The sequence below is a fragment of the Domibacillus sp. PGB-M46 genome (assembly GCF_022668875.1).
Lineage (GTDB): Bacteria > Bacillota > Bacilli > Bacillales > Domibacillaceae > Domibacillus.
In genome coordinates this window covers 83,070-101,770 of sequence record NZ_JAKGCR010000014.1, presented here as the reverse complement: position 1 = coordinate 101,770, position 18,701 = coordinate 83,070, and the positions used below count along the sequence as shown (strand labels likewise).

At 39.3% G+C, this 18,701-nt stretch carries 15 protein-coding genes and 1 pseudogene; 12 read left to right on the top strand and 4 right to left on the bottom strand.

What is annotated here, in order from left to right; translation table 11 throughout:
- Positions 1 to 126 precede the first annotated feature (126 nt).
- From L2D08_RS15755 to L2D08_RS15700, 12 genes and pseudogenes are all read left to right on the top strand, one after another.
- Positions 127 to 2,418, top strand: coding sequence for a phosphatase PAP2 family protein (locus L2D08_RS15755; protein ID WP_242235050.1), 2,292 nt, complete (start codon positions 127 to 129; stop codon positions 2,416 to 2,418).
- Positions 2,419 to 2,488: 70 nt separating this feature from the next.
- Positions 2,489 to 2,730 (top strand): annotated as a pseudogene (locus L2D08_RS24690) (transposase); the annotation flags it as partial.
- Positions 2,731 to 2,932: 202 nt separating this feature from the next.
- Positions 2,933 to 4,180, top strand: coding sequence for an ABC transporter substrate-binding protein (locus L2D08_RS15745; RefSeq protein WP_242235042.1), 1,248 nt, complete (start codon positions 2,933 to 2,935; stop codon positions 4,178 to 4,180).
- Positions 4,180 to 5,931, top strand: coding sequence for a cache domain-containing sensor histidine kinase (locus L2D08_RS15740; protein ID WP_242235041.1), 1,752 nt, complete (start codon positions 4,180 to 4,182; stop codon positions 5,929 to 5,931). The genes L2D08_RS15745 and L2D08_RS15740 overlap by 1 nt, the downstream gene beginning before the upstream one ends.
- Positions 5,924 to 7,069 (top strand): response regulator, encoded by a 1,146-nt coding sequence (locus L2D08_RS15735; protein ID WP_242235040.1) that lies wholly within the window; start codon positions 5,924 to 5,926, stop codon positions 7,067 to 7,069. The genes L2D08_RS15740 and L2D08_RS15735 overlap by 8 nt, the downstream gene beginning before the upstream one ends.
- A gap of 149 nt (positions 7,070 to 7,218) precedes the next feature.
- On the top strand, positions 7,219 to 8,493 hold the full coding sequence (locus L2D08_RS15730) for an ABC transporter substrate-binding protein (protein WP_242235038.1): 1,275 nt from the start codon (positions 7,219 to 7,221) through the stop codon (positions 8,491 to 8,493).
- 59 nt (positions 8,494 to 8,552) lie between these two features.
- Positions 8,553 to 9,461 carry a carbohydrate ABC transporter permease gene (locus tag L2D08_RS15725; protein WP_242235036.1) on the top strand — a complete coding sequence of 303 codons (909 nt, stop codon included), beginning with the start codon at positions 8,553 to 8,555 and terminating at the stop codon, positions 9,459 to 9,461.
- A 14-nt stretch (positions 9,462 to 9,475) separates the two neighbouring features.
- Positions 9,476 to 10,321 (top strand): carbohydrate ABC transporter permease, encoded by an 846-nt coding sequence (locus L2D08_RS15720; protein ID WP_242235034.1) that lies wholly within the window; start codon positions 9,476 to 9,478, stop codon positions 10,319 to 10,321.
- 5 nt (positions 10,322 to 10,326) lie between these two features.
- Complete coding sequence (locus L2D08_RS15715; protein ID WP_242235032.1) at positions 10,327 to 10,944, top strand: YesL family protein; 618 nt, start codon at positions 10,327 to 10,329, stop codon at positions 10,942 to 10,944.
- Between the two features lie 97 nt (positions 10,945 to 11,041).
- Positions 11,042 to 12,037, top strand: coding sequence for a carbohydrate kinase family protein (locus L2D08_RS15710; RefSeq protein WP_242235030.1), 996 nt, complete (start codon positions 11,042 to 11,044; stop codon positions 12,035 to 12,037).
- A 378-nt stretch (positions 12,038 to 12,415) separates the two neighbouring features.
- On the top strand, positions 12,416 to 13,657 hold the full coding sequence (locus tag L2D08_RS15705; protein WP_242235028.1) for an MFS transporter: 1,242 nt from the start codon (positions 12,416 to 12,418) through the stop codon (positions 13,655 to 13,657).
- Positions 13,658 to 13,669: 12 nt separating this feature from the next.
- The gene (locus L2D08_RS15700; protein WP_242235026.1) at positions 13,670 to 15,157 is read left to right on the top strand and encodes a glycoside hydrolase family 32 protein; all 1,488 of its coding nucleotides are present in this window, start codon (positions 13,670 to 13,672) and stop codon (positions 15,155 to 15,157) included.
- A 622-nt stretch (positions 15,158 to 15,779) separates the two neighbouring features.
- Here L2D08_RS15700 and L2D08_RS15695 read toward each other — a convergent pair.
- The 4 genes from L2D08_RS15695 to L2D08_RS15680 form a co-directional block, all read right to left on the bottom strand.
- Positions 15,780 to 16,115, bottom strand: a complete 336-nt coding sequence (locus L2D08_RS15695) for a hypothetical protein (protein WP_242235024.1) — start codon at positions 16,113 to 16,115, stop codon at positions 15,780 to 15,782.
- A gap of 144 nt (positions 16,116 to 16,259) precedes the next feature.
- A complete protein-coding gene (locus L2D08_RS15690) occupies positions 16,260 to 16,793 on the bottom strand; it encodes a hypothetical protein (protein WP_242235022.1) in 534 nt (177 codons plus the stop codon).
- Positions 16,794 to 17,050: 257 nt separating this feature from the next.
- On the bottom strand, positions 17,051 to 18,187 hold the full coding sequence (locus L2D08_RS15685) for an FAD-dependent monooxygenase (RefSeq protein WP_242235020.1): 1,137 nt from the start codon (positions 18,185 to 18,187) through the stop codon (positions 17,051 to 17,053).
- 16 nt (positions 18,188 to 18,203) lie between these two features.
- A complete protein-coding gene (locus tag L2D08_RS15680) occupies positions 18,204 to 18,473 on the bottom strand; it encodes a hypothetical protein (RefSeq protein ID WP_242235017.1) in 270 nt (89 codons plus the stop codon).
- Between the last annotated feature and the right edge of the window lie 228 nt (positions 18,474 to 18,701).

Below are 18,701 nucleotides of genomic sequence, written 5' to 3'. Positions count from 1 at the left end.
GTTAATAAGTATTCAACTTCTTAAATGTCCACTAAGAGATTGAATAACCTATTAAAGGTGAAAATAAAGTATTTGAAAAAGAAATCATTTAGAAATTCGCAGTAGAAAAGGAGAAATATAAAAACTATGAAATTTATGCAAAAAAAATCAATAACAGTACTTGCAGTGCTAACCATGGGATCCTCTGTGCTTCCTGTTCAGGCCGCCGGCCAATCTTCTGATATCGAGGAGAGCTTTGCGAAAAATGAAGTTTCACCTTGGATTGATAATGGCTCAATGAAAGGATACCCTGACAGTTTTCGTGCAGAAGCAAATAAGGCTTTAAAAAAAGATAAGCTTTCAAAACCTTCAAAACCACAAGGAACTACTGAAGAAGTAAATATAGATGCTCCTGAAGCTGAGCAGCCTTTACCCGCAGTGGATAATGGCGGAAATGCAAATGATCCTGTCTTAAAGAATATAGCTGCAACCAATCCTTTTATTCATATTTTAGATGGTTTTGATCAAATCTGGTCAATGAATCAGCCGGATTGGAGAGATGGAACAGCGTTAACTAAACCAGGTGCAAATGGTGAGGTTGCAGCATATGGCGACGGACCTACCGTTTATTTTGATGGATATAAAAATGATGAAACAAAAGTAGTAGCGGATAAGAAAACATATGCAAACGAAGAAATCAGACATGCAGAGACTTGGAAAGCCAATATAAAATATGTAGAAGATGTTACGAAAAACAGAACAGATGAAGAGGCGTTAGCAGCCTATTACGATGATCAAAGAGATAAGATATACAGCATGATCGAAGCGTATGGACCTTTAGCTAATACTTACGTAGATATAGTGAACCCGGTAACAAATATTGTAAGGTCACCAGAAGACATGAATAAGGTTTTGGAAGAAGCAACTGCGGAAGACGAAAGCCAGGGAATGGGTCAATGGAAGGAATCTGAACTTTCAGATGCGATGGATTTAGTTCATTTAATTAGATTTAGAAATCCTTCTTCGTCAAATCCTTCTAAGTACTTTTTCTCTTCTCCAAGACCATACAGAATGAATTCAAATGGAGAAGTGAAAGAAGTTGTTGATCAGAACGGTTTACCTGTTTGGGAAACAATCGGCAGTGGTGAAAGTGCCGTAGAAAAATTGCCTTCAGGCGGCAAAAAAGAAACAGGAGAAAAACATTTCGAGCAATATGAAACAAATGTGGAGGTCATTCCTGCATTAGAGTATGTAAAAAGAAAAGCGGAAGACGGAAGAGGAAAAGATGGAGCGTTTCCAAGCGGGCATACAAGTGCATCGTATTTATCAACATTCGGATTTGCCTATGCAACACCGGAAAGATATACTGAATTTTTAACAAGAGCCGCTCAAATGGGAGAAAATAGAATAGTGGCCGGAATGCACTCTCCACTTGATGTGATAGGAGCAAGAATACAATCTACGGCAATGACTGCATTTGCATACAATCTTCCAGAAAACAAAGAGGTACTGGATAAGGCGTATGAAAATGCTGGAAAGGTATTCGGTGAATTAGCCCAATCAAAAGGAATGAGCTTGTACGAATATGCACATACGGTAACAGAGGATTATAAGTTTGAAAGTGCGTATGACGAGGAAAAGTGGGAAGATCATGAAGCAAATAAAGCTTTCTATCGGGAAAAACTTACTTACGGATTACCTCAAACAGGAACAAAAGGTTTAGCCCCTGTAGTGCCTAAAGGAGCCGAAGTTTTATTGGAAACCCGTCAGCCTTATTTAACAGATCAGCAACGCAGAGAAGTATTATATACCACAGAAATTGAATCAGGCTATCCTGTAATAGACGAGTCAAATGGCTGGGGAAGACTTGATTTGGTAACAGCAGCTGATGGATATGGTGCGTTTTTAAACAATGTAACCGTTGATATGGATGCTTCAAAAGGAAGATTTAACGCCCATGATTGGTGGAGAAATGATATTACTGGCAGTGGTATGCTTACCAAGAAAGGGACAGGCATGCTTACATTGACAGGAGATAACAGTTATACAGGAGGCACATTGCTAAAAGAAGGAACGCTGGAAGCCACTTCTACGGCTGCTTTTGGTAAAGGCGATCTTTATTTAGAAAATGGAACAGTTTCAGTGGATGCAGATGGACCTTTAAATCTAAATGGCAATTTTACAATAGAAGCTGGAAACTTGGATATTGCAATGGATGATGATAACAGTCAAGTAAATGTTGATGGACTGTTATACCTTGATGGTGGGGACCTGAATTTAGATCTTTCTGATTATGAAATAGGAAAAGCTAAAGACATTACTTTAGTGACTGCCGACAAGGTGAAAGGTAAATTTGATAATGTAACTGCTAGTGGTTACAAGGTAACTGTCAAATATAAAGATAATAGTGTTATTGCAAGTATCAAAGCAAAAAAATAGCAATGGCTCATTCGAAATATCTAAGCTGCCGACTATTGTCGGCAGTTTTTTTCGTATGCTGAAGCAGGTCTTCAAGACGGCAACCACAGATTGTGGAAAAGAATTCAGCTGTTATGCCATGCTGGAAAAAGACATAGGGACTCCTTTTATTTTGCGGACCCGTATTCTCCCTGGCAGCGTGGAAGCAATGAAAATACCAACGGCCTGTAAGGCAACGGGTGATGAGCTGGGCCAGGCTCTTGGCCGCGCAAGTGCCTGGGTCGGCGTACGCCACACGAAACGTTTATTGCCGAAGTGTTGCGCTTAATTTGACAAATCATCAATTAAAAAACTTCTAAAAAACATAGTTCGAAAATAATTTTCCTCTAAATCTTCCTAACAGAGACACCCTCTTATCACTAATTGTAAGGGCTTAATAGAAATGTAACCATAAAACATAATAACTTTAATAGTTCTAATTTATTGTATACTTTATTTACATATAATTTGCTGAAAGAAAGCAGGAGGCCAATTTATGAAAAAAGGATGGCTACTGGGGCTTACTGTTTTGTTAGGGGCCTGTTCTCAAAATGGACCTGAAATTCTTGAACAGGAAAAGGAGCCCGTTACGCTTGAATTTTTTACTGTTAAGGAAGAAACTAGGCCTATTTTTGATCAACTAATTGCGAACTTTGAAGAAAAATATCCGCATATCAACATCGAACAGGTAATTGCTCCAAATGGCATGTCTGTATTAAAAACCCGCATTGCTCAAGGCTATCCTCCTGACTTGTTTATTAGTTATCCACTTGAACAAGATTATAAGAACCGGGCAGTAAAAGGGTATATGCTAGATTTAACTAAAGAAATGTTTTTAGATCGTGTCCAGCCAACGATTCAGCAGCGATATGAAGTAAACGGCCGCATGTATGGAGTTGCGTTCACTCAGAATGCCGTTGGCGTTCTGTATAACAAGGATGATTTTAGTGATTTAGGCCTGACCATCCCATCTACATGGGATGAGTGGATTGCTGTAATGAATGAATTAAAGAAATCAGGGAAACAGCCGCTTATTATGCCTAATAAAGACGCTAACCAAACGAGTATCGTTACGCTGAGTTTTGTAGCGAATGCATTTTCACCATCCTATTGGCAAATGCCCTCTTCAGTGCGGGATGATCCAAGGTGGAAAGAAATAACCCAGAAAGTAGAAACGCTTATTTCCTATACGCCCCCTGAATCTTTTAATATGGGATACTCAGAAGCTAATGAGGCTTTTGCCGCTAAAGAAGGGACAATGTATATAATGGGAAGCTGGGCTCTTCCTGTTATTGAGAAATTAAACCCCACTTTACAGTATGGTATTTTTCCTGTTCCTGTATCGAATGATCCCAAGCAAAATAACGTATTGGGAGGAGTAGACATTGGAATCAGTATTTCGTCAGAAACAAAATACCCTGCAGAAGCAAAGCTATTTTTGTCTTTTTTAACAGAAGAAAGCAATGCTCAAGGTCTATCGCTGTATGAAGGGTCAATCAGTACGATTATGGGCGTGCAAAAAACAAAAGAAGTACTAGAGCCGCTTGAAGAAAAAGTGACAGACGGGGAAATGGTTAATTGGCCTAATCATTACTGGGCAGGAGGAACAGCGGCAGAAACAGAATATCGGCAGCATACTATGCAATTTTTTCTCGATCAAAATGAGAGAAAATATTTGCACAATCTTGAAGAGATGTTTGAGAAATACAACAAAAACATGACACCAGAAAAGGTAAACCCATAATGACTTTCAACAAAAAAATGATTGCCGCTTTTCTAATTTTTGTCTTGGTGCCAATAACGGTATTAGGTTACATCTCTAATCGAATCTCAACAGACATCCTGCAAAAAACCATTAGCAGTCAGACAGTTGAAACATTAAAAATGCTCGATCGAAATATGATGGCATCTATTACAGAAGTAAACCATTTTTCAGATTATATAATTGCTTCAGGAGATGTTCAATCTTTCTTAACGTCTTCTAAAAAAGAAAGTATCTATGATTTGTACAGCAAAGAGCAAGCAATTGCTGGTGTAATGTATGCTAATGCTGAAGTTCATCAGTTTGCTTTATACAATACATTAGAAGAAAAGGTGTATCAGTCAAACAATCGAGTATCTCAAGAGGAGAATCTTTTTTCACAGCAGCTGCTTCAAGAAATGAAAAAAATAAAAGGCGAACCTGTTTGGCAAAGCCCTTCAGCTGTTGTGTCTCATCCATTTCAGCAAAATACGGCTCTTTTTTTCACACATGGAAGAGTTGTCAATGATATTGATACTCTTGATCCTTTGGGTTATATGGTGCTCCTCATTCGGCTTGATCTATTTGACCAAGTATTTAAACAAGATTCTTCGGCTGTTTCTACAGAACTTTTAATCAATAAAGAGGGAGAAATTCTGTATGCGTTGGATGACCAGTGGATTGGAAAAAAGCTCGCGGTTGAGTCTCTTCAGCAAGTACAATCAGGCGAAACAGGCTATTTGTTAGAGCCTTGGAATGGAGAAACACAATTAATTACTTATATGCCTTCTCAACTGAATTTAGCAGGGGAGGAAGATATTTGGCTTGTTTCTTTAAAACCTTGGGCACTTCTTTCAAACGATATTACCTATATCCGAAACACTACATTAGGTTTGGCTTTATTAGCCTTGCTAGCAGCCATATTTTTTAATTTCTTTTATTTAAGAAAAACAGCTGGTTTTGTTCAAGCCCTTCAAGATAGCATGAAGCAAGTCGAAAAAGGTGACTTATCCGTTCGAATGAAGACCTACAATTTAAAAGAGTTAAACCGTTTATCACTCAGGTTTAATCAAATGGTCCAGCGTCTGGGACAACTCATTGTGCAAATTAAAAAAGAAGAAGAAAAAAGCCGTACAGCCGAATTTAAAATTTTACAGCAACAAATCAATCCACACTTTCTTTATAATACGCTGGAATCCATTAATGCCCTTGCAGCCATGAGCGGGCAAAAAGAAATTAGCAAAATGACCATTAATCTAGGACGGCTTTTGCGGATCAGCATCAATGGGGACTATGAAGTACCTGTGCAGCGGGAAGTCAGCCATGTAATCAGTTATCTAGAAATTCAAAAAATCCGTTTTAATGACTCCTTTTCCTATGAGCTGGATATAGATGAGTCGTTAAGTCAAAAGCGGGTACTCAAGTTAATCTTACAGCCGCTTGTAGAAAATATCTTGATCCATGCTTTTGAGGAACAGGAAGATGGGCTGATATCGATTTCTGGGAAGTGTGTTGGTGGTAAAGGCTATTTTCAGATAAGAGATAATGGAAAAGGTATTTCAAAGGCTAATTTAGTAAAAATTCTTCAAAAAAGAGAAGACTTTGAAGAAAAGGGACATGGCCTTCGAAATGTACATGAGCGGCTGCAACTATATTACGGAAAATCATACGGTATGATAATTTGTTCTTCTGAGCAAGGAACCATCATACAACTATCATTTCCAGTAAGCCGAGGTGAAAAAGCGAATGTTTAAAGTAGTAATTGCAGATGATGAAGCGATTATACTCAGGAATTTAAAACAGATTATTCCATGGAATGACCTAGCCTGTGAGGTTGTAGGAACGGCTAAAAACGGGGAGGAGGCATTGAGTCTTTGCCAAGAACAGCAGGCAGATTTACTATTGACTGATATATCTATGCCTGGAATGACCGGTCTGGAGCTGTTAAAGCAGTTGAATCAATTGCCTAAAGCGCCTTTGGCAATTTTAATTAGTGGTTATGATGAATTTGAATATGCAAGAGAAGGGTTAAAGTGGAGAGCACTTGATTATATATTAAAGCCGGTTGATTACGAAGAATTACAGCAGTGTATCCAGCGAGCTGTTAATCAATTACGGAATGAAGCAGAAAAAACGTATGAGACGGACAAGCATCATTTGCATAATTTACTTATAACAGGTTCGCGTGAAACTGAAACAACTATAACCTCTTTAAGTAAGCCGGTCGTGCCGATTTTGATTGAAAAGCAAGGGCAGGAGTCTGCGGAGCAGCTGGACGAAAAGTTATTTTCCAGCAGCAGAGCGAGGCATTTTTGTTATCCGCTTTCGGCCACAATGACCCTGTGTCTAGGGGAATGGTCAAAAGAGGATATCCACCTATTATATAACGATTTGTATCAGCGCAATTTAACAGGCTACCGAGTATTGATTGGTGAACCTCTCACACATGAAGAACAGGTAAAGCCTAATTTGGAAACTCTTAAGCAATGGATGAACCTTCACCGACTGGATGGGTCCGTCGTTTTCTTTACAGAGCTTATGGAAAAGTACCAGTCCAAAAAGACAGCGTCCGATGCTATTGAAAAAGTAATATCTTTCATTCAGGAACATTATCATGAGGATATTGGTGCCGAGCAAGCGGCGGCTTACGCAGAAATGAGTGTTAGTTATTTTAGTCTGTTATTTAAACAAGAAACCGGTGTGACCTTTCTTGAATATGTGACAAACTACCGTATTGAAAAAGCGTGTTTTTTCTTAACCCATACAAAACTTAAAACGTACGAAATTGCTGAGAAAGTCGGCTATACTGACCAGCGTTATTTCAGCCAGGTATTTAAGAAGCGTTTGCATCAAACACCAAGTGAATATAGAAAGCAGCATGCGGAGTTCTAAAACCTTTTAACCTTTTCAAATTGAAAAGGTTTTTTTTTGTGTAAGAGAAATTTCAACATAAAAAATAGAATCACCTCATTTTGAAAACGCTTACCATCAACTAAGATGAATATATGAAAACGCTTTAAGAAAGACGGGGGGAAATGCAGATGAAGAAATTGTTAGTATTGAGCACAGCAGCGATGTTGTCTATTGGTGCGTTAAGTGGCTGTGGTAAAGAGGATAATAAAAGCGCTGAAGGGAGCAATGGCGAAACAAAACTAACGCTTTGGTACCCTGAAGGCAATACGAGCGCTGCTTATCAAGAAGTTATTGATGCATTCAATAAAGAGCATGACGGTGAGATTGAAGCGGAGATTGAATTTATTCCCCGAGGAAATAAATATGCTTACGAAGATAAAATCTCAGCGGCAGCAACTAGCAATACACTGCCGGACTTGGTAGCAATGGACGGACCAAATGTAGCCAACTACGCGGACGCTGGCATTATTCAGCCAATTGATGGAATGATTGAAGAGCAGGATCAGTTTGTTGACTCTGTTATCAAGCAAGGGACATTTGAAGACAAGCTGTATGCCATTTCACCGATGGAATCGACCGTAGCTTTGTTCTACAATGTGAAAATGCTGGAAGAAGCGGGAATTACGCCGCCCAAAACGTTAGAAGAAGCATGGACATGGGATGAATTTTACGCAGCAGCCAAGAAGCTTACCAATAAAGAAAAGGGAATTTACGGTGTCAATTGGACACTTGATTACGGCGAATGGATCATTTACTTTACTGGACCTACTGTCTGGAGCAATGGCGGCAGCTTTATTGCAGAAGACGGATCAAAAGCAGATGGGCATGTAAACGGACCGAAAACAGTGGAAGCTTTGAAATATTTGCAAAAGTTCACAAAAGAAGGACTTGTTAACTTGCAGCCAACTCCAACAGAATTTGAAGATGGAAAAGCAGCCATGATGCTAATGGGTTCGTGGGAGTGGGCAAAGCTAAAAGATTATCCAGACACAGAGTGGGGCATTACGTATTATCCGAAAAGTCCAAATGGGGAACAAGTATCTCCATCAGGTGACTGGGCATGGGGCGTTTCAACAAGCGCGAAAGATAAAGAAGCCGCCGCTGAACTTTTAAACTTTATCCATACAAAAGAAAATGTTTTGAAATTGGCAGCTGTTGAAGATAAGCCGCCGGCACGGACTGATGCCTTTACAGAATTGGCTGAATGGGATAAAGAACCGTTAAACGTATTAAAAGACCAAGTGTTAGAAACAGCGCATCCGCGTCCATTAACTACGTCTTACCCTGTTCTTTCTACTAAATATGGACAAGCCGTACAAAATATTTTCCTTGGTGGCGATGTGCAAGAAGAGCTAGATAAAGTAGCCAAAGAAGTAGATACAGATATTGATCGAAAAAACTAATAAACGAAAAAGGCAATCATGGATAATGATTGCCTTTTCAATAAAAAGAGGTGAAGACAGTGGAAAAGACCGTTACGCCTATCCAAGTGGAAAGAAAAACACTGACATATGAAACACAAAAGCGCTGGCTGGGTATTGCTTTTTCTCTTCCGGCACTGGTACTGCTGTTTACGTTTTTGATTTTACCGGTTATGCTGGCTTTCGGTTACAGCTTTATGAGCTACAACATGTTGAATCCAGACGGCAAAGAATTTACGGGATTTGATAATTATATTCGTCTTTTTCAAGATGGGATCTTTCTTACTTCATTAAAAAACACATTATACTTTACGGCACTTGTTGTACCTATTCAAAGCGCTGTGGCATTAGGATTGGCTATTTTGGTCAACAAGAAAGTAAAGGTGGCAAGTCTTGGACGTGTTTTCTTTTTTAGCCCTGTGGTGACTTCCATGGTGGTTGTCGCTATTTTATGGACTTTTCTGTACAACGTGGACAGCGGCTTGATTAATCATGCGTTGAATTTTTTTGGTATTGAAAACCAGCCCTTTCTATTAAGTGCAGACCAATCAATGAATTCCATTATTTTTATGTCAGTGTGGCAGGCAGCGGGCTTTCAAATGATGATTTTTTTAGCTGGTTTAAAAGAAGTGCCAGAAGAGTTATATGAAGCAGCCGAAATGGACGGGGCAAGTGTGTGGCAGAAGTTTCGAAATGTCACACTCCCATCCATTAGCCACGTTACAGGATTTGTGCTGATTATTACGACAATCCAAGCATTTCGATTATTTATTCAGCCATACGTCATGACAAACGGTGGTCCAAGTGATTCAACGAAAACCTTGGTCTTTATGTTATATGAAAACGGATTTCAATTCCGGGATGTCGGCTATTCATCCGCGATTGCTGTCGTATTTTTCTTCATTGTTCTTATTTCATCACTTATCTTAAAGAAAATATTAAAGCAGTAAGGAGGGAAAGAATTATGCGCCATCAAACAAAAAAGAAAGCAGGAAAAGTCATCACTACAATGGCAATCCTTTTACTCGGCTTTCTATTTATTGCACCGCTTCTCTGGATGATTATTGCTTCACTAAAGCCAGAGACTATGATTTTTAAAGATATGGGGCTTGCAGCTTTTTTGCCAAAAGAGATTACCTTTAGTAACTATGCACAGATTTTATTTTCAGACCGGATCCATTTCTTTCATTATATGTGGAATAGCTTATTCTCCGTCAGTATGATTGTCATTTTCGGTCTCATTGTCAATTCACTTTGTGCCTATGCTTTAGTAAAACTTAAATTCCCAGGCAGTGATTTAATTTTAGTATTAATTATCGCTTTATATGTAGTGCCATTTGAGAGTATGTTGATTCCTTTGTATATTGTGGTGAATAATTTCGGCTGGATCAATGAATATCCGGCGCTTATTGTGCCGTTTATTGCCTCGGCATTTAACATCTTTTTATTCCGCCAGTTTTTTATGGGAATACCGAAAGAGCTGGAAGAAGCGGCGATGCTGGACGGGGCCACTCCTTGGCAAACCTTTTGGAGAGTGGTTGTCCCGAATTCTAAGCCTGTTTTTGCGACAGCCGCTATTTTAACATTTGTTACTCATTGGAGCGACTTTATGTGGCCGCTCATTGTGGCAACAGATGAATCGATTCGTACTGTTCAAGTTGGTGTTCAGTATTTGTTTACTGATAATAATATCGAATACGGTCAAATTATGGCTGCCCTGTCTTTAACCACGATTCCAGTGATTTTAATCTTCTTATTTTTCCAAAGATATTATGTTCAAGGGATTACATCAAGCGGCGTGAAAGGATGAACAAAATGAACGGTTGGAGCGGAAAAACAGCGGGATTGATGAAGCCGGTGGCTAATGTTCTCATCTTAAATGTATTATGGTTAATCGGCTGCCTGCCTCTTATCACAATTGGCCCCAGTACGGCTGCTGTACTGGCTGTTTTAAGAGAGTGGCAGGCAACTGGAGATGACAGTGTGGTCCGCGGTTTCTTTCGATTTTTCCAGCTTCATTTCAAGCAAGGATTTCTCATCGGGAACAGCTGGCTAGTAGTTGGTGTTATACTCGCTGCTGATTTATTCTTTGTATTTCACTTGCCATCGGGATGGAATATAGTTCTGGTTTCTTTTGTAGGAACGATTTGTTTAATCTGGCTGCTGGTTAGTACGGCTTTATTTCCATGTATGATCCATTATAAAAAAACGGGACTAGATTTACTGAAGACCTCATTTATTATAGCTTTTTTAGATTTTCAGACTGCTTGTGGAATCTTATTATTTTGGGTTGCAGCCGGCCTATTGTTCTGGCTTTCACCAGTATTAATGCTGTTTAGCTTTGTTTTAATTTCTTATGCCACAGTTCGTTTTTCTTTACGCTCTTTTGAACAGCTGGAGAGACGTGAAGCACTGCGGCTTAAGCATGATTAACTTCTTCCCCTAGAGATTGTAAAAGCACTACAGATGTAAAATGCGAATAAAAGAAGGAACAAGCGTCAAAGCTTGTTCCTTGTTTGGAGTGAAAAATGTGAATAATGTATTTTGTATTGGAGAAGCATTAATTGATTTTATTCCTATCCAGAAAAACACTTCTTTAAAAGAAGTAACAGGTTTCGAACGTATGGCTGGCGGCGCACCGATGAACGTCGCTGTCGCTGTTTCCAAATATGGTGGTCATTCAGTGATGTTAACCAAACTAGCGGGTGATCATTTTGGTGACTATTTGTTTGAGGTCCTTGTATCCCATGGGGTTGACACTTCTTATCTTTATCGCTCAACTCAAGGGGAAACAGGCCTGGCATTTGTATCAATTGATCAAGATGGAGAAAGAAGTTTTTCCTTTTATCGACAAAATGCTGCGGATTTATTGCTTTCTTCTGAGGAAATAAAGGAAGAGTGGTTCCGCGAAGGCGATATGTTACATTTTGGATCCGTTAATTTAATGCGAGATTCTATGAAAAAAACCCATCAAAAAGTTATTGAGATTGTGAGAAACAGAAAAGGTATTATTAGTTTTGACCCGAATGTACGCTTAGCTCTTTGGCCAGATGCTGAAAGCTGTCAGAAAACAATCCAGGAGTTTTTGCCTTTAGCAGACCTTGTAAAAGTATCTGATGAAGAACTTTCTTTTATTACAGCAATTGAAGAAGAGAAAGCGGCTATTCAATCTCTTTTCATCGGGTCTGTCAAGGCGGTTCTCTATACGAAAGGAAAGCAAGGAGCCATCTTGTATTTAAAAAGTGGCGAAGAATTTGAAAGTAAAGGATTTACCGTAAATGCAGTAGATACAACAGGCGCTGGAGATGCCTTTATGGGTGGATTTTTAGCAGAGCTGGCATTATTAGAAGTTTCTAATGATAACCTATCCAAAAAATTAAAAGAAAATTATAAGCAGCTACTAACTTTTGCAAATGCCAGCGGCGCTTTAACAGCATCAGTTAAGGGAGCTGTTCAATCAATGCCTTCGAAACAAAAGGTATTAGAGTTTATTGAATCTCAACATAACTCCCCCTCCACTTTATAATTAGTCTATGGACTAGAAAGCTATATTTAAACAAAGAGCAGAAAAATAATTTCTGCTCTTTTTTATATATTTTTACTCCTCACCGAGTCCCCGTGTTGCACAAGGATCCAGCTGAAATGAGAAAGGAATTTTGAAAGCCTTATTATTAAAATTTAAACATAAATAATAGGAATACCTCGTTTTGAAAGCGTTTCAAAACGCTTACAATAAAGATGTAGCAGGATTAATAAATACATTGAGCATTGGCATTCCAACCGGTTGAGATCATTTCTAAGTCTATATTGCTCTGTTGCATTGGAACCTGTAATCTTTCAAAAGTATATTGTAAGCACAATTACAACAAAGCATTTTATATCTTTAGTTAAAGGAGTTATTAAAATGAAAGATTCAAAAAGTTTGTATTGGAAGCTAAGTGCGTACTTTTTCTTTTTCTTTTTTACTTGGTCATCTAGCTATTCTTTGTTTTCCATTTGGTTAGGACAAGAATTAAATTTAAGTGGATCAGCCACTGGCATAATCTTTTCTGTAAACGCTATCTTTGCTCTGTGTATGCAGCCTTTATATGGTTATATCTCTGACAAAATAGGCTTAAGGAAGAATATATTATTTTTTATCAGTATTTTGCTAGTATTTGTCGGCCCTTTTTATATCTATGTTTATGGACCGCTGTTACAATACAACGTGATATTGGGCGCAATAGTCGGAGGCCTCTATTTAGGAACTGCCTTTTTAGCTGGAATTGGTGCAATCGAATCGTATGTTGAAAAAATTGGTCGTAAGTATGGCTTTGAATATGGAAAATCAAGAATGTGGGGCTCGTTAGGATGGGCAGCAGCTACCTTTTTTGCGGGACAATTATTTAATATAAATCCGAATATCAACTTTTGGGTTGCATCTGTTTCGGCAGTTGTATTAGTGGCCATTATTATGTCTGTAAAAGTAGAAATAACAAACCAAGAACTAGAGAAAGCCGATTCGGTTACATTCAAGGATGTTGGTCAGCTTTTTCTCTTAAAAGATTTCTGGTTCTTAATGTTGTATGTTATTGGCGTAGCATGTATCTACGGAGTATACGACCAACAATTCCCGCTTTATTACTCATCGCTATTCCCAACTGAAGCCTTGGGTAATCAAGTATTTGGATATTTGAATTCATTCCAAGTATTTCTAGAAGCTGGTTTCATGTTCTTTGCACCATTTATTGTAAATAAGCTTGGCGCCAAAAACAGTTTGATTTTGGCAGGTTTTTTAATGGCCTTGAGAATTATTGGTTCTGGATTGGCTGTAGAACCGATTGGCATTTCAGCCATGAAATTAATCCACGCGTTAGAATTACCTATCATGCTAATTGCTATTTTTAAATACCTGGCACTAAACTTTGATACACGCCTATCTTCCGTGCTGTATCTGGTAGGCTTCCAATTCGCTAAACAGATTGGTGAATCCATTCTTTCGCCAATTGCAGGGGTAATGTACGATAGTATCGGCTTCCGTTATTCGTACCTCGTAATGGGAGGATTGGTTTTAGTTTTCACAGTCGTTTCAATCTTTACTTTATTAAGTACTAAAAAAAGCAAAGGCTTACATGCGAATATAGTAAAATCACAACAAGCTATATAAGGAGATGAGAGTATGTTAAAAGTAAACAAACTTCAACAAGCAGAAGAGGCACTTAGAAATGCCAAGGAAAAAGTGAAGGGCTGTTATCGATTAGGGTACCACATTATGGCGCCTGCTGGCTGGATCAATGATCCGAACGGTTTAATCCAGTTTAAAGGGGAGTACCATGTATTTTATCAGCATCATCCGTATAGTGAAAATTGGGGGCCGATGCATTGGGGACATGTAAAAAGCAAAGATTTAGTTCATTGGGAACACTTACCGATCGCTCTTGCCCCAACCGAAGCATATGAGAAAGATGGTTGTTTTTCGGGCAGCGCGGTTGATGATAATGGAATACTGACATTAATTTATACAGGAAATATATTTGTTGACCGTGAAAAAGATATACTCGATCAATCACAATGCATTGCGACAAGCACTGATGGAATTCATTTTATAAAAGAAGCCGCAAATCCGGTTATTTCAAAACATCCAGAAGAAGGATCCGGACATTTTCGGGATCCAAAAGTATGGAAACACAAAGATCACTGGTATATGATTGTAGGCACTCGAAAAGAGGATATTGGAAAAGTTATTCTGTATAAATCAAAAGATTTGAGACAGTGGGAGTATCTTGGTGTTTTGGCTGAAAGTGATGGGACAAAAGGCTACATGTGGGAGTGCCCCGATTTCTTTGAAATTGGCGTGAAACATGTATTGTTATTTTCACCGCAGGGAATAGAAGCGGAAGGCGAGAAATATCAAAATCTCTTCCAAACAGGTTATATTGTGGGAGATTTTAATTATGATACACTCGAATTTTCATATGGTGAGTTTCAAGAGTTAGATTATGGACATGATTTTTATGCTGTTCAAACGTTAATTGACGATCACGGACGACGTATTGCTATCGGCTGGATGGATATGTGGGAATCTCCAATGCCGACAAAAGAGCATGGGTGGGCCGGTGCTCTAACACTCCCTCGTGAACTTTCTTTAACGTCTGATGGGAAAATAGCCATGAACCCTGTTTCAGAATTAGAAAAACTTCGCGAAAAATCCATTGAACTGTTTATTGATAAAATTGATAACGAAAGCATTGATACGGGAATAAAAGAAGAGCTGCTTGAAATCAAGGTAGATTTTTTGTTAAAAGATGTGACAGCAGATGAGTTTGGGATAAAACTTAGATGTAATCACGATGGAACAGAGGAAACAGTTGTAGGCTTTGATGTTCCATCCTTCAAATTATTTATTGATCGTGAAAAGGCCGGTAAGGGAGTAAGCGGGGTTCGAAAAAGTAAGGTAGAACTAAAAGAGGGGACGTTGTCACTGCACATTTATCTGGATCGTTCATCTGTCGAAGTATTTGCTAATGATGGACTTAATGTACTAACTAGCCGAATTTACCCGCATACATCAAGTTTAGGCCTCCAGTTTTATGCTAAAAATGGAACCGTTCATATTGGGGATTTAAATGTCTGGAAATTAAAAGACATCTGGAAAGAGAGTAAGTAAGGCAGCATACTTACGCTTACTTTCATAGAGCAAAGTACGGATACTGCATTTGGCCAAGTGCTTTAAAAAAGCCTTGGCTTTTTAAGTTTAGCCCGTAATCAAGTGTAAACTGGGTAGGTAAACATGGAAGATAATTTATCACATACTAGGGGCATCAATTTTCGTCTGTAAGCTCTTGGAATGAAAAGGTAAATAAAAGTGAATTATGCTACCAATTTGTCTAGAGTCTGCGCCTTCAAAATGAAGGCATTGTCTACAAGCTGTTCTTTTTATTTTAGAATTGTAATCCATTAGGGAGGACTGGACTTTTGGAAAATTTATAATGAAAAAACAGGGTGTTGTAATAGGAACTCCTCTTATATAGATAAATACTACCTGAATAAAATTCAGGCGGTGTCTTTGTAATGAATTGCTGTTCCCACAGAAGTGTGATCTTCTTCTTTTATGAACATAGTTGTTGTATTTTTATTGTTAACTCCCCTTGTATGATTAAATTCTAGCGAGATAAGGAGATAAGAAGATCGATTTTATAAAAAGGATTGATGGCAAAGTGGAGGATTCACAAAATAAAAAACAGCCCCGGTAAATAAGCCGCGGCTGTTTAAGTAAAACAGAGAACAAGTTATTTCTTTACTAACGCTTTATTTTCAAAAGAACGGGTTGGAGGAGGAAAGCCGAAAGCAGAACCATCTTTGTGGACGACTTCTTCTTCCCATGGCAAAGCATACTGGCCTTTAACAAGATCCTTCATATAGGTATATGGGCAATCAGAAGCTCCACCTTTTACTGCCACGTAACCTCGATGGCCAAGCTGATAAATATTATTTTCTACAGCCCATATTTTGCGCGCTTCTCGTACAAGTGCTGGCCTTACTTCTCCTGTAATGATTTCATCCGGCCGGCCTCCACCTTTTACGAGTGGCACACCATCAAAATTAATAATAGATCCTTCGCCCATCGAGTCAAACGTTCCATCGCTGCCGCTTAAACAAACGGAGGAAGTGTACATTAAATTATAAAAAGCATTTGCTTGATTGTTGACACTCCCACGGCTGAAGCCTCATCAATAGCTGTTCTATTCATTGAGTGAACTGCTGATCCATCAGTGGATAGCAGCAGTGCGATAAACAGGATAGCTTTTACCCGCATAGCAGATTGTACCGGTCTGTACCATTCCAAAACGTTGGGCCACACGAACGCCATTGTCAGAAATAAAGATGCCGCCAATTTCCACTATGTTCATTCCCCTTTCTTGTAAACTCTTTAAATAGAGGGGGATGTCGTTCAATAGGCATTTGGAGAATTGCCGACGATTTGTGTCTTCAATATCGACCATTACAGTTGTCCAATACAAGTATATGTCTTTTGGTTCTTTGTAATCTACTATATAATCAGCAAGTTCTTTTTCATCCAATGTACCGTGCAGAACTTTTTCATAGACGTCCTTCTCTAAAGGTAAAAATGCGTAATGTCCTTTTAAAACACCGTTCGTTTCAAGGACTCGAATCACTTCCTCATTACGGGCCAAAACCTTCCTTATAATTTCTTCAGGGACATGCCACTGCTTTGGATAGAGACGATACTCCAGTTGGAGCACCTCCCGAATGTCTGAATTCAATCCTTTTCTAACTTTCATATACCCTCCAAATTTGTAGTAATATTACATGTTATCGCTAACATGGATTTTAAAGACTTGTATTTTCAGTGTTTACCTAATTCCATATTAAGGGTACTTCCCCTAATTATAAATATATATTTGTTTATACCGGATTGTTATGAAGAGAGCAACACGAAGTAGTAGTCATTCGTGTTGCTTTTGTCCTAAGAGGCAGACGGAACCGTTGGAAGAAAGTATTTCCACGGTTGCGGCCAAATAGTATTGACGCTTCGGCCCTAGAGCTGAAACTTGTACAAGCGCTGGGCTTGGTTGTGAGAGATCCTTTTAGGGGCATGCTTCATTAGTCGATTTCTGACACTAGTGAATAGGAAGCTTTCTGATTGTGCGATTTTTCCGATCTTCCAGGATTGATTTGATATTTGTTTGATTCTCTCTCTGCGCTTGGCATCGTAATCTGCGAATGCTCCTTGATAATTGCTCTGTATGCGAAGGCATTCGGCCAAAATACGCGCATCCTCCATCGCTTGGCAGGCTCCCTGTCCCATATTAGGGGTAATAGCATGAGCAGCATCGCCGATAAAAACAACTCGATCCAAGTAGAAGCGTTCCATCGGTACTATATCCACGATATCACGATGGATCATGTCATGGGATGTCGTTTTCAACAACAGACTTGGTATGGGATCATGATAGTTCTGGAACAGGCGATGCAGGTCCTTCGTGGAATAATTTGCAACACGGGGGTCACTTTGTCGGGCATTGATAAGCGCATACCAATACACTTTATTTTTTGGCAGCGGAACGATGCCGAAACGGCCCTTTGTTCCCCACGTCTCGATAAAACGATGAGATAAGCATGGAAGACCGTCAACAGAAACAACACCGCGCCAGCAGGTATAGCCGGCATAGCGATATGTGTCTTTTTGAAAAATTTGTTTGCGGATGTTGGAGTGTATGCCATCCGCAGCGACGACCCAGTCGCCCACCGCTTGACTGCCATCACTGAACGCAACCCGCACGTGGTTATCCTTTTGCTCAAGCTGCAAAAATTGTTTCCCCCATTCTACAGTGTCGGGAGGGAGCGCAGATAAAAGAATATGATGCAGGTCCTTACGATGGATGGAATGTAAGCTTCCAAAGCCGGAAGGGACTGAAAGTTGAGTGAGAGTTCGGCCTTGATCCGATAATATATGGAAGCCATCACTTGGATTACCTTGACGGATGATCTCGTCGGAAATGCGGTATGGCTCCAGCGCCTGCAAAGCATTCGGGGCGATAATGATACCCGCGCCAGCAACAGCTGGCTCGGTATTTCTTTCGTATACTTTTACCTTCATCCCCATTTGCTGCAATGTGATCGCTGAGCATAGACCTGCAATTCCGCCACCTATGATCAGGATTGTCTGTGACATAACTTATCTCCACCTCCTAGTTACGATTAATACCTGCCCACACGACAGCAAATTGTTTTCTAAATGATTCGCTTAGGGCTGTATATTGGACTTCCAGCAGTGTCCATGACAGAACCATATGGAAATAGACACCGCCAATCGTTGTGGCGAAGACATCCGTTCCCCAACGGCTATGCAGTTTACCGTTTTGTTTTGCACTGTCGATCATGGATGCCAGCTGCAGATGCAATTGATGAGCGCTTTTTGATTCTTTTCCGGCAAGAGAAACCGACTTAATAATTTCCATTGAAGCCAGTTTCATGAGTTCGCTATTTGATGAAAAGTGAAGAAGCAGATCGTCTAACACGCGCGTAATTTATTCGTTAGGATGGTCGATATTCCGATGCTTCCCTAGGCTCTATTGCAATAAATTGATCTAGGATTCCGCAAGATACCCCTTAATCAAATAATTATACCATAATGTAAAAAAATGTATTATTGGGAATTTTATAATACGTAATATTTCGAAGGAAAG

What these genes read in the sequence shown, in the direction of transcription:
- L2D08_RS15690 (WP_242235022.1), bottom strand. Translation starts at nt 16,793, where the DNA reads ATGAAAGTTAGAAAAGGATTGAATTCAGACATTCGGGAGGTGCTCCAA.
- L2D08_RS15715 (WP_242235032.1), top strand. Translation starts at nt 10,327, where the DNA reads ATGAACGGTTGGAGCGGAAAAACAGCGGGATTGATGAAGCCGGTGGCT.
- L2D08_RS15680 (WP_242235017.1), bottom strand. Translation starts at nt 18,473, where the DNA reads ATGGAAATTATTAAGTCGGTTTCTCTTGCCGGAAAAGAATCAAAAAGC.
- L2D08_RS15695 (WP_242235024.1), bottom strand. Translation starts at nt 16,115, where the DNA reads ATGGGCGAAGGATCTATTATTAATTTTGATGGTGTGCCACTCGTAAAA.
- L2D08_RS15735 (WP_242235040.1), top strand. Translation starts at nt 5,924, where the DNA reads ATGTTTAAAGTAGTAATTGCAGATGATGAAGCGATTATACTCAGGAAT.
- L2D08_RS15755 (WP_242235050.1), top strand. Translation starts at nt 127, where the DNA reads ATGAAATTTATGCAAAAAAAATCAATAACAGTACTTGCAGTGCTAACC.
- L2D08_RS15700 (WP_242235026.1), top strand. Translation starts at nt 13,670, where the DNA reads ATGTTAAAAGTAAACAAACTTCAACAAGCAGAAGAGGCACTTAGAAAT.
- L2D08_RS15705 (WP_242235028.1), top strand. Translation starts at nt 12,416, where the DNA reads ATGAAAGATTCAAAAAGTTTGTATTGGAAGCTAAGTGCGTACTTTTTC.
- L2D08_RS15685 (WP_242235020.1), bottom strand. Translation starts at nt 18,187, where the DNA reads ATGTCACAGACAATCCTGATCATAGGTGGCGGAATTGCAGGTCTATGC.
- L2D08_RS15730 (WP_242235038.1), top strand. Translation starts at nt 7,219, where the DNA reads ATGAAGAAATTGTTAGTATTGAGCACAGCAGCGATGTTGTCTATTGGT.
- L2D08_RS15740 (WP_242235041.1), top strand. Translation starts at nt 4,180, where the DNA reads ATGACTTTCAACAAAAAAATGATTGCCGCTTTTCTAATTTTTGTCTTG.
- L2D08_RS15720 (WP_242235034.1), top strand. Translation starts at nt 9,476, where the DNA reads ATGCGCCATCAAACAAAAAAGAAAGCAGGAAAAGTCATCACTACAATG.
- L2D08_RS15745 (WP_242235042.1), top strand. Translation starts at nt 2,933, where the DNA reads ATGAAAAAAGGATGGCTACTGGGGCTTACTGTTTTGTTAGGGGCCTGT.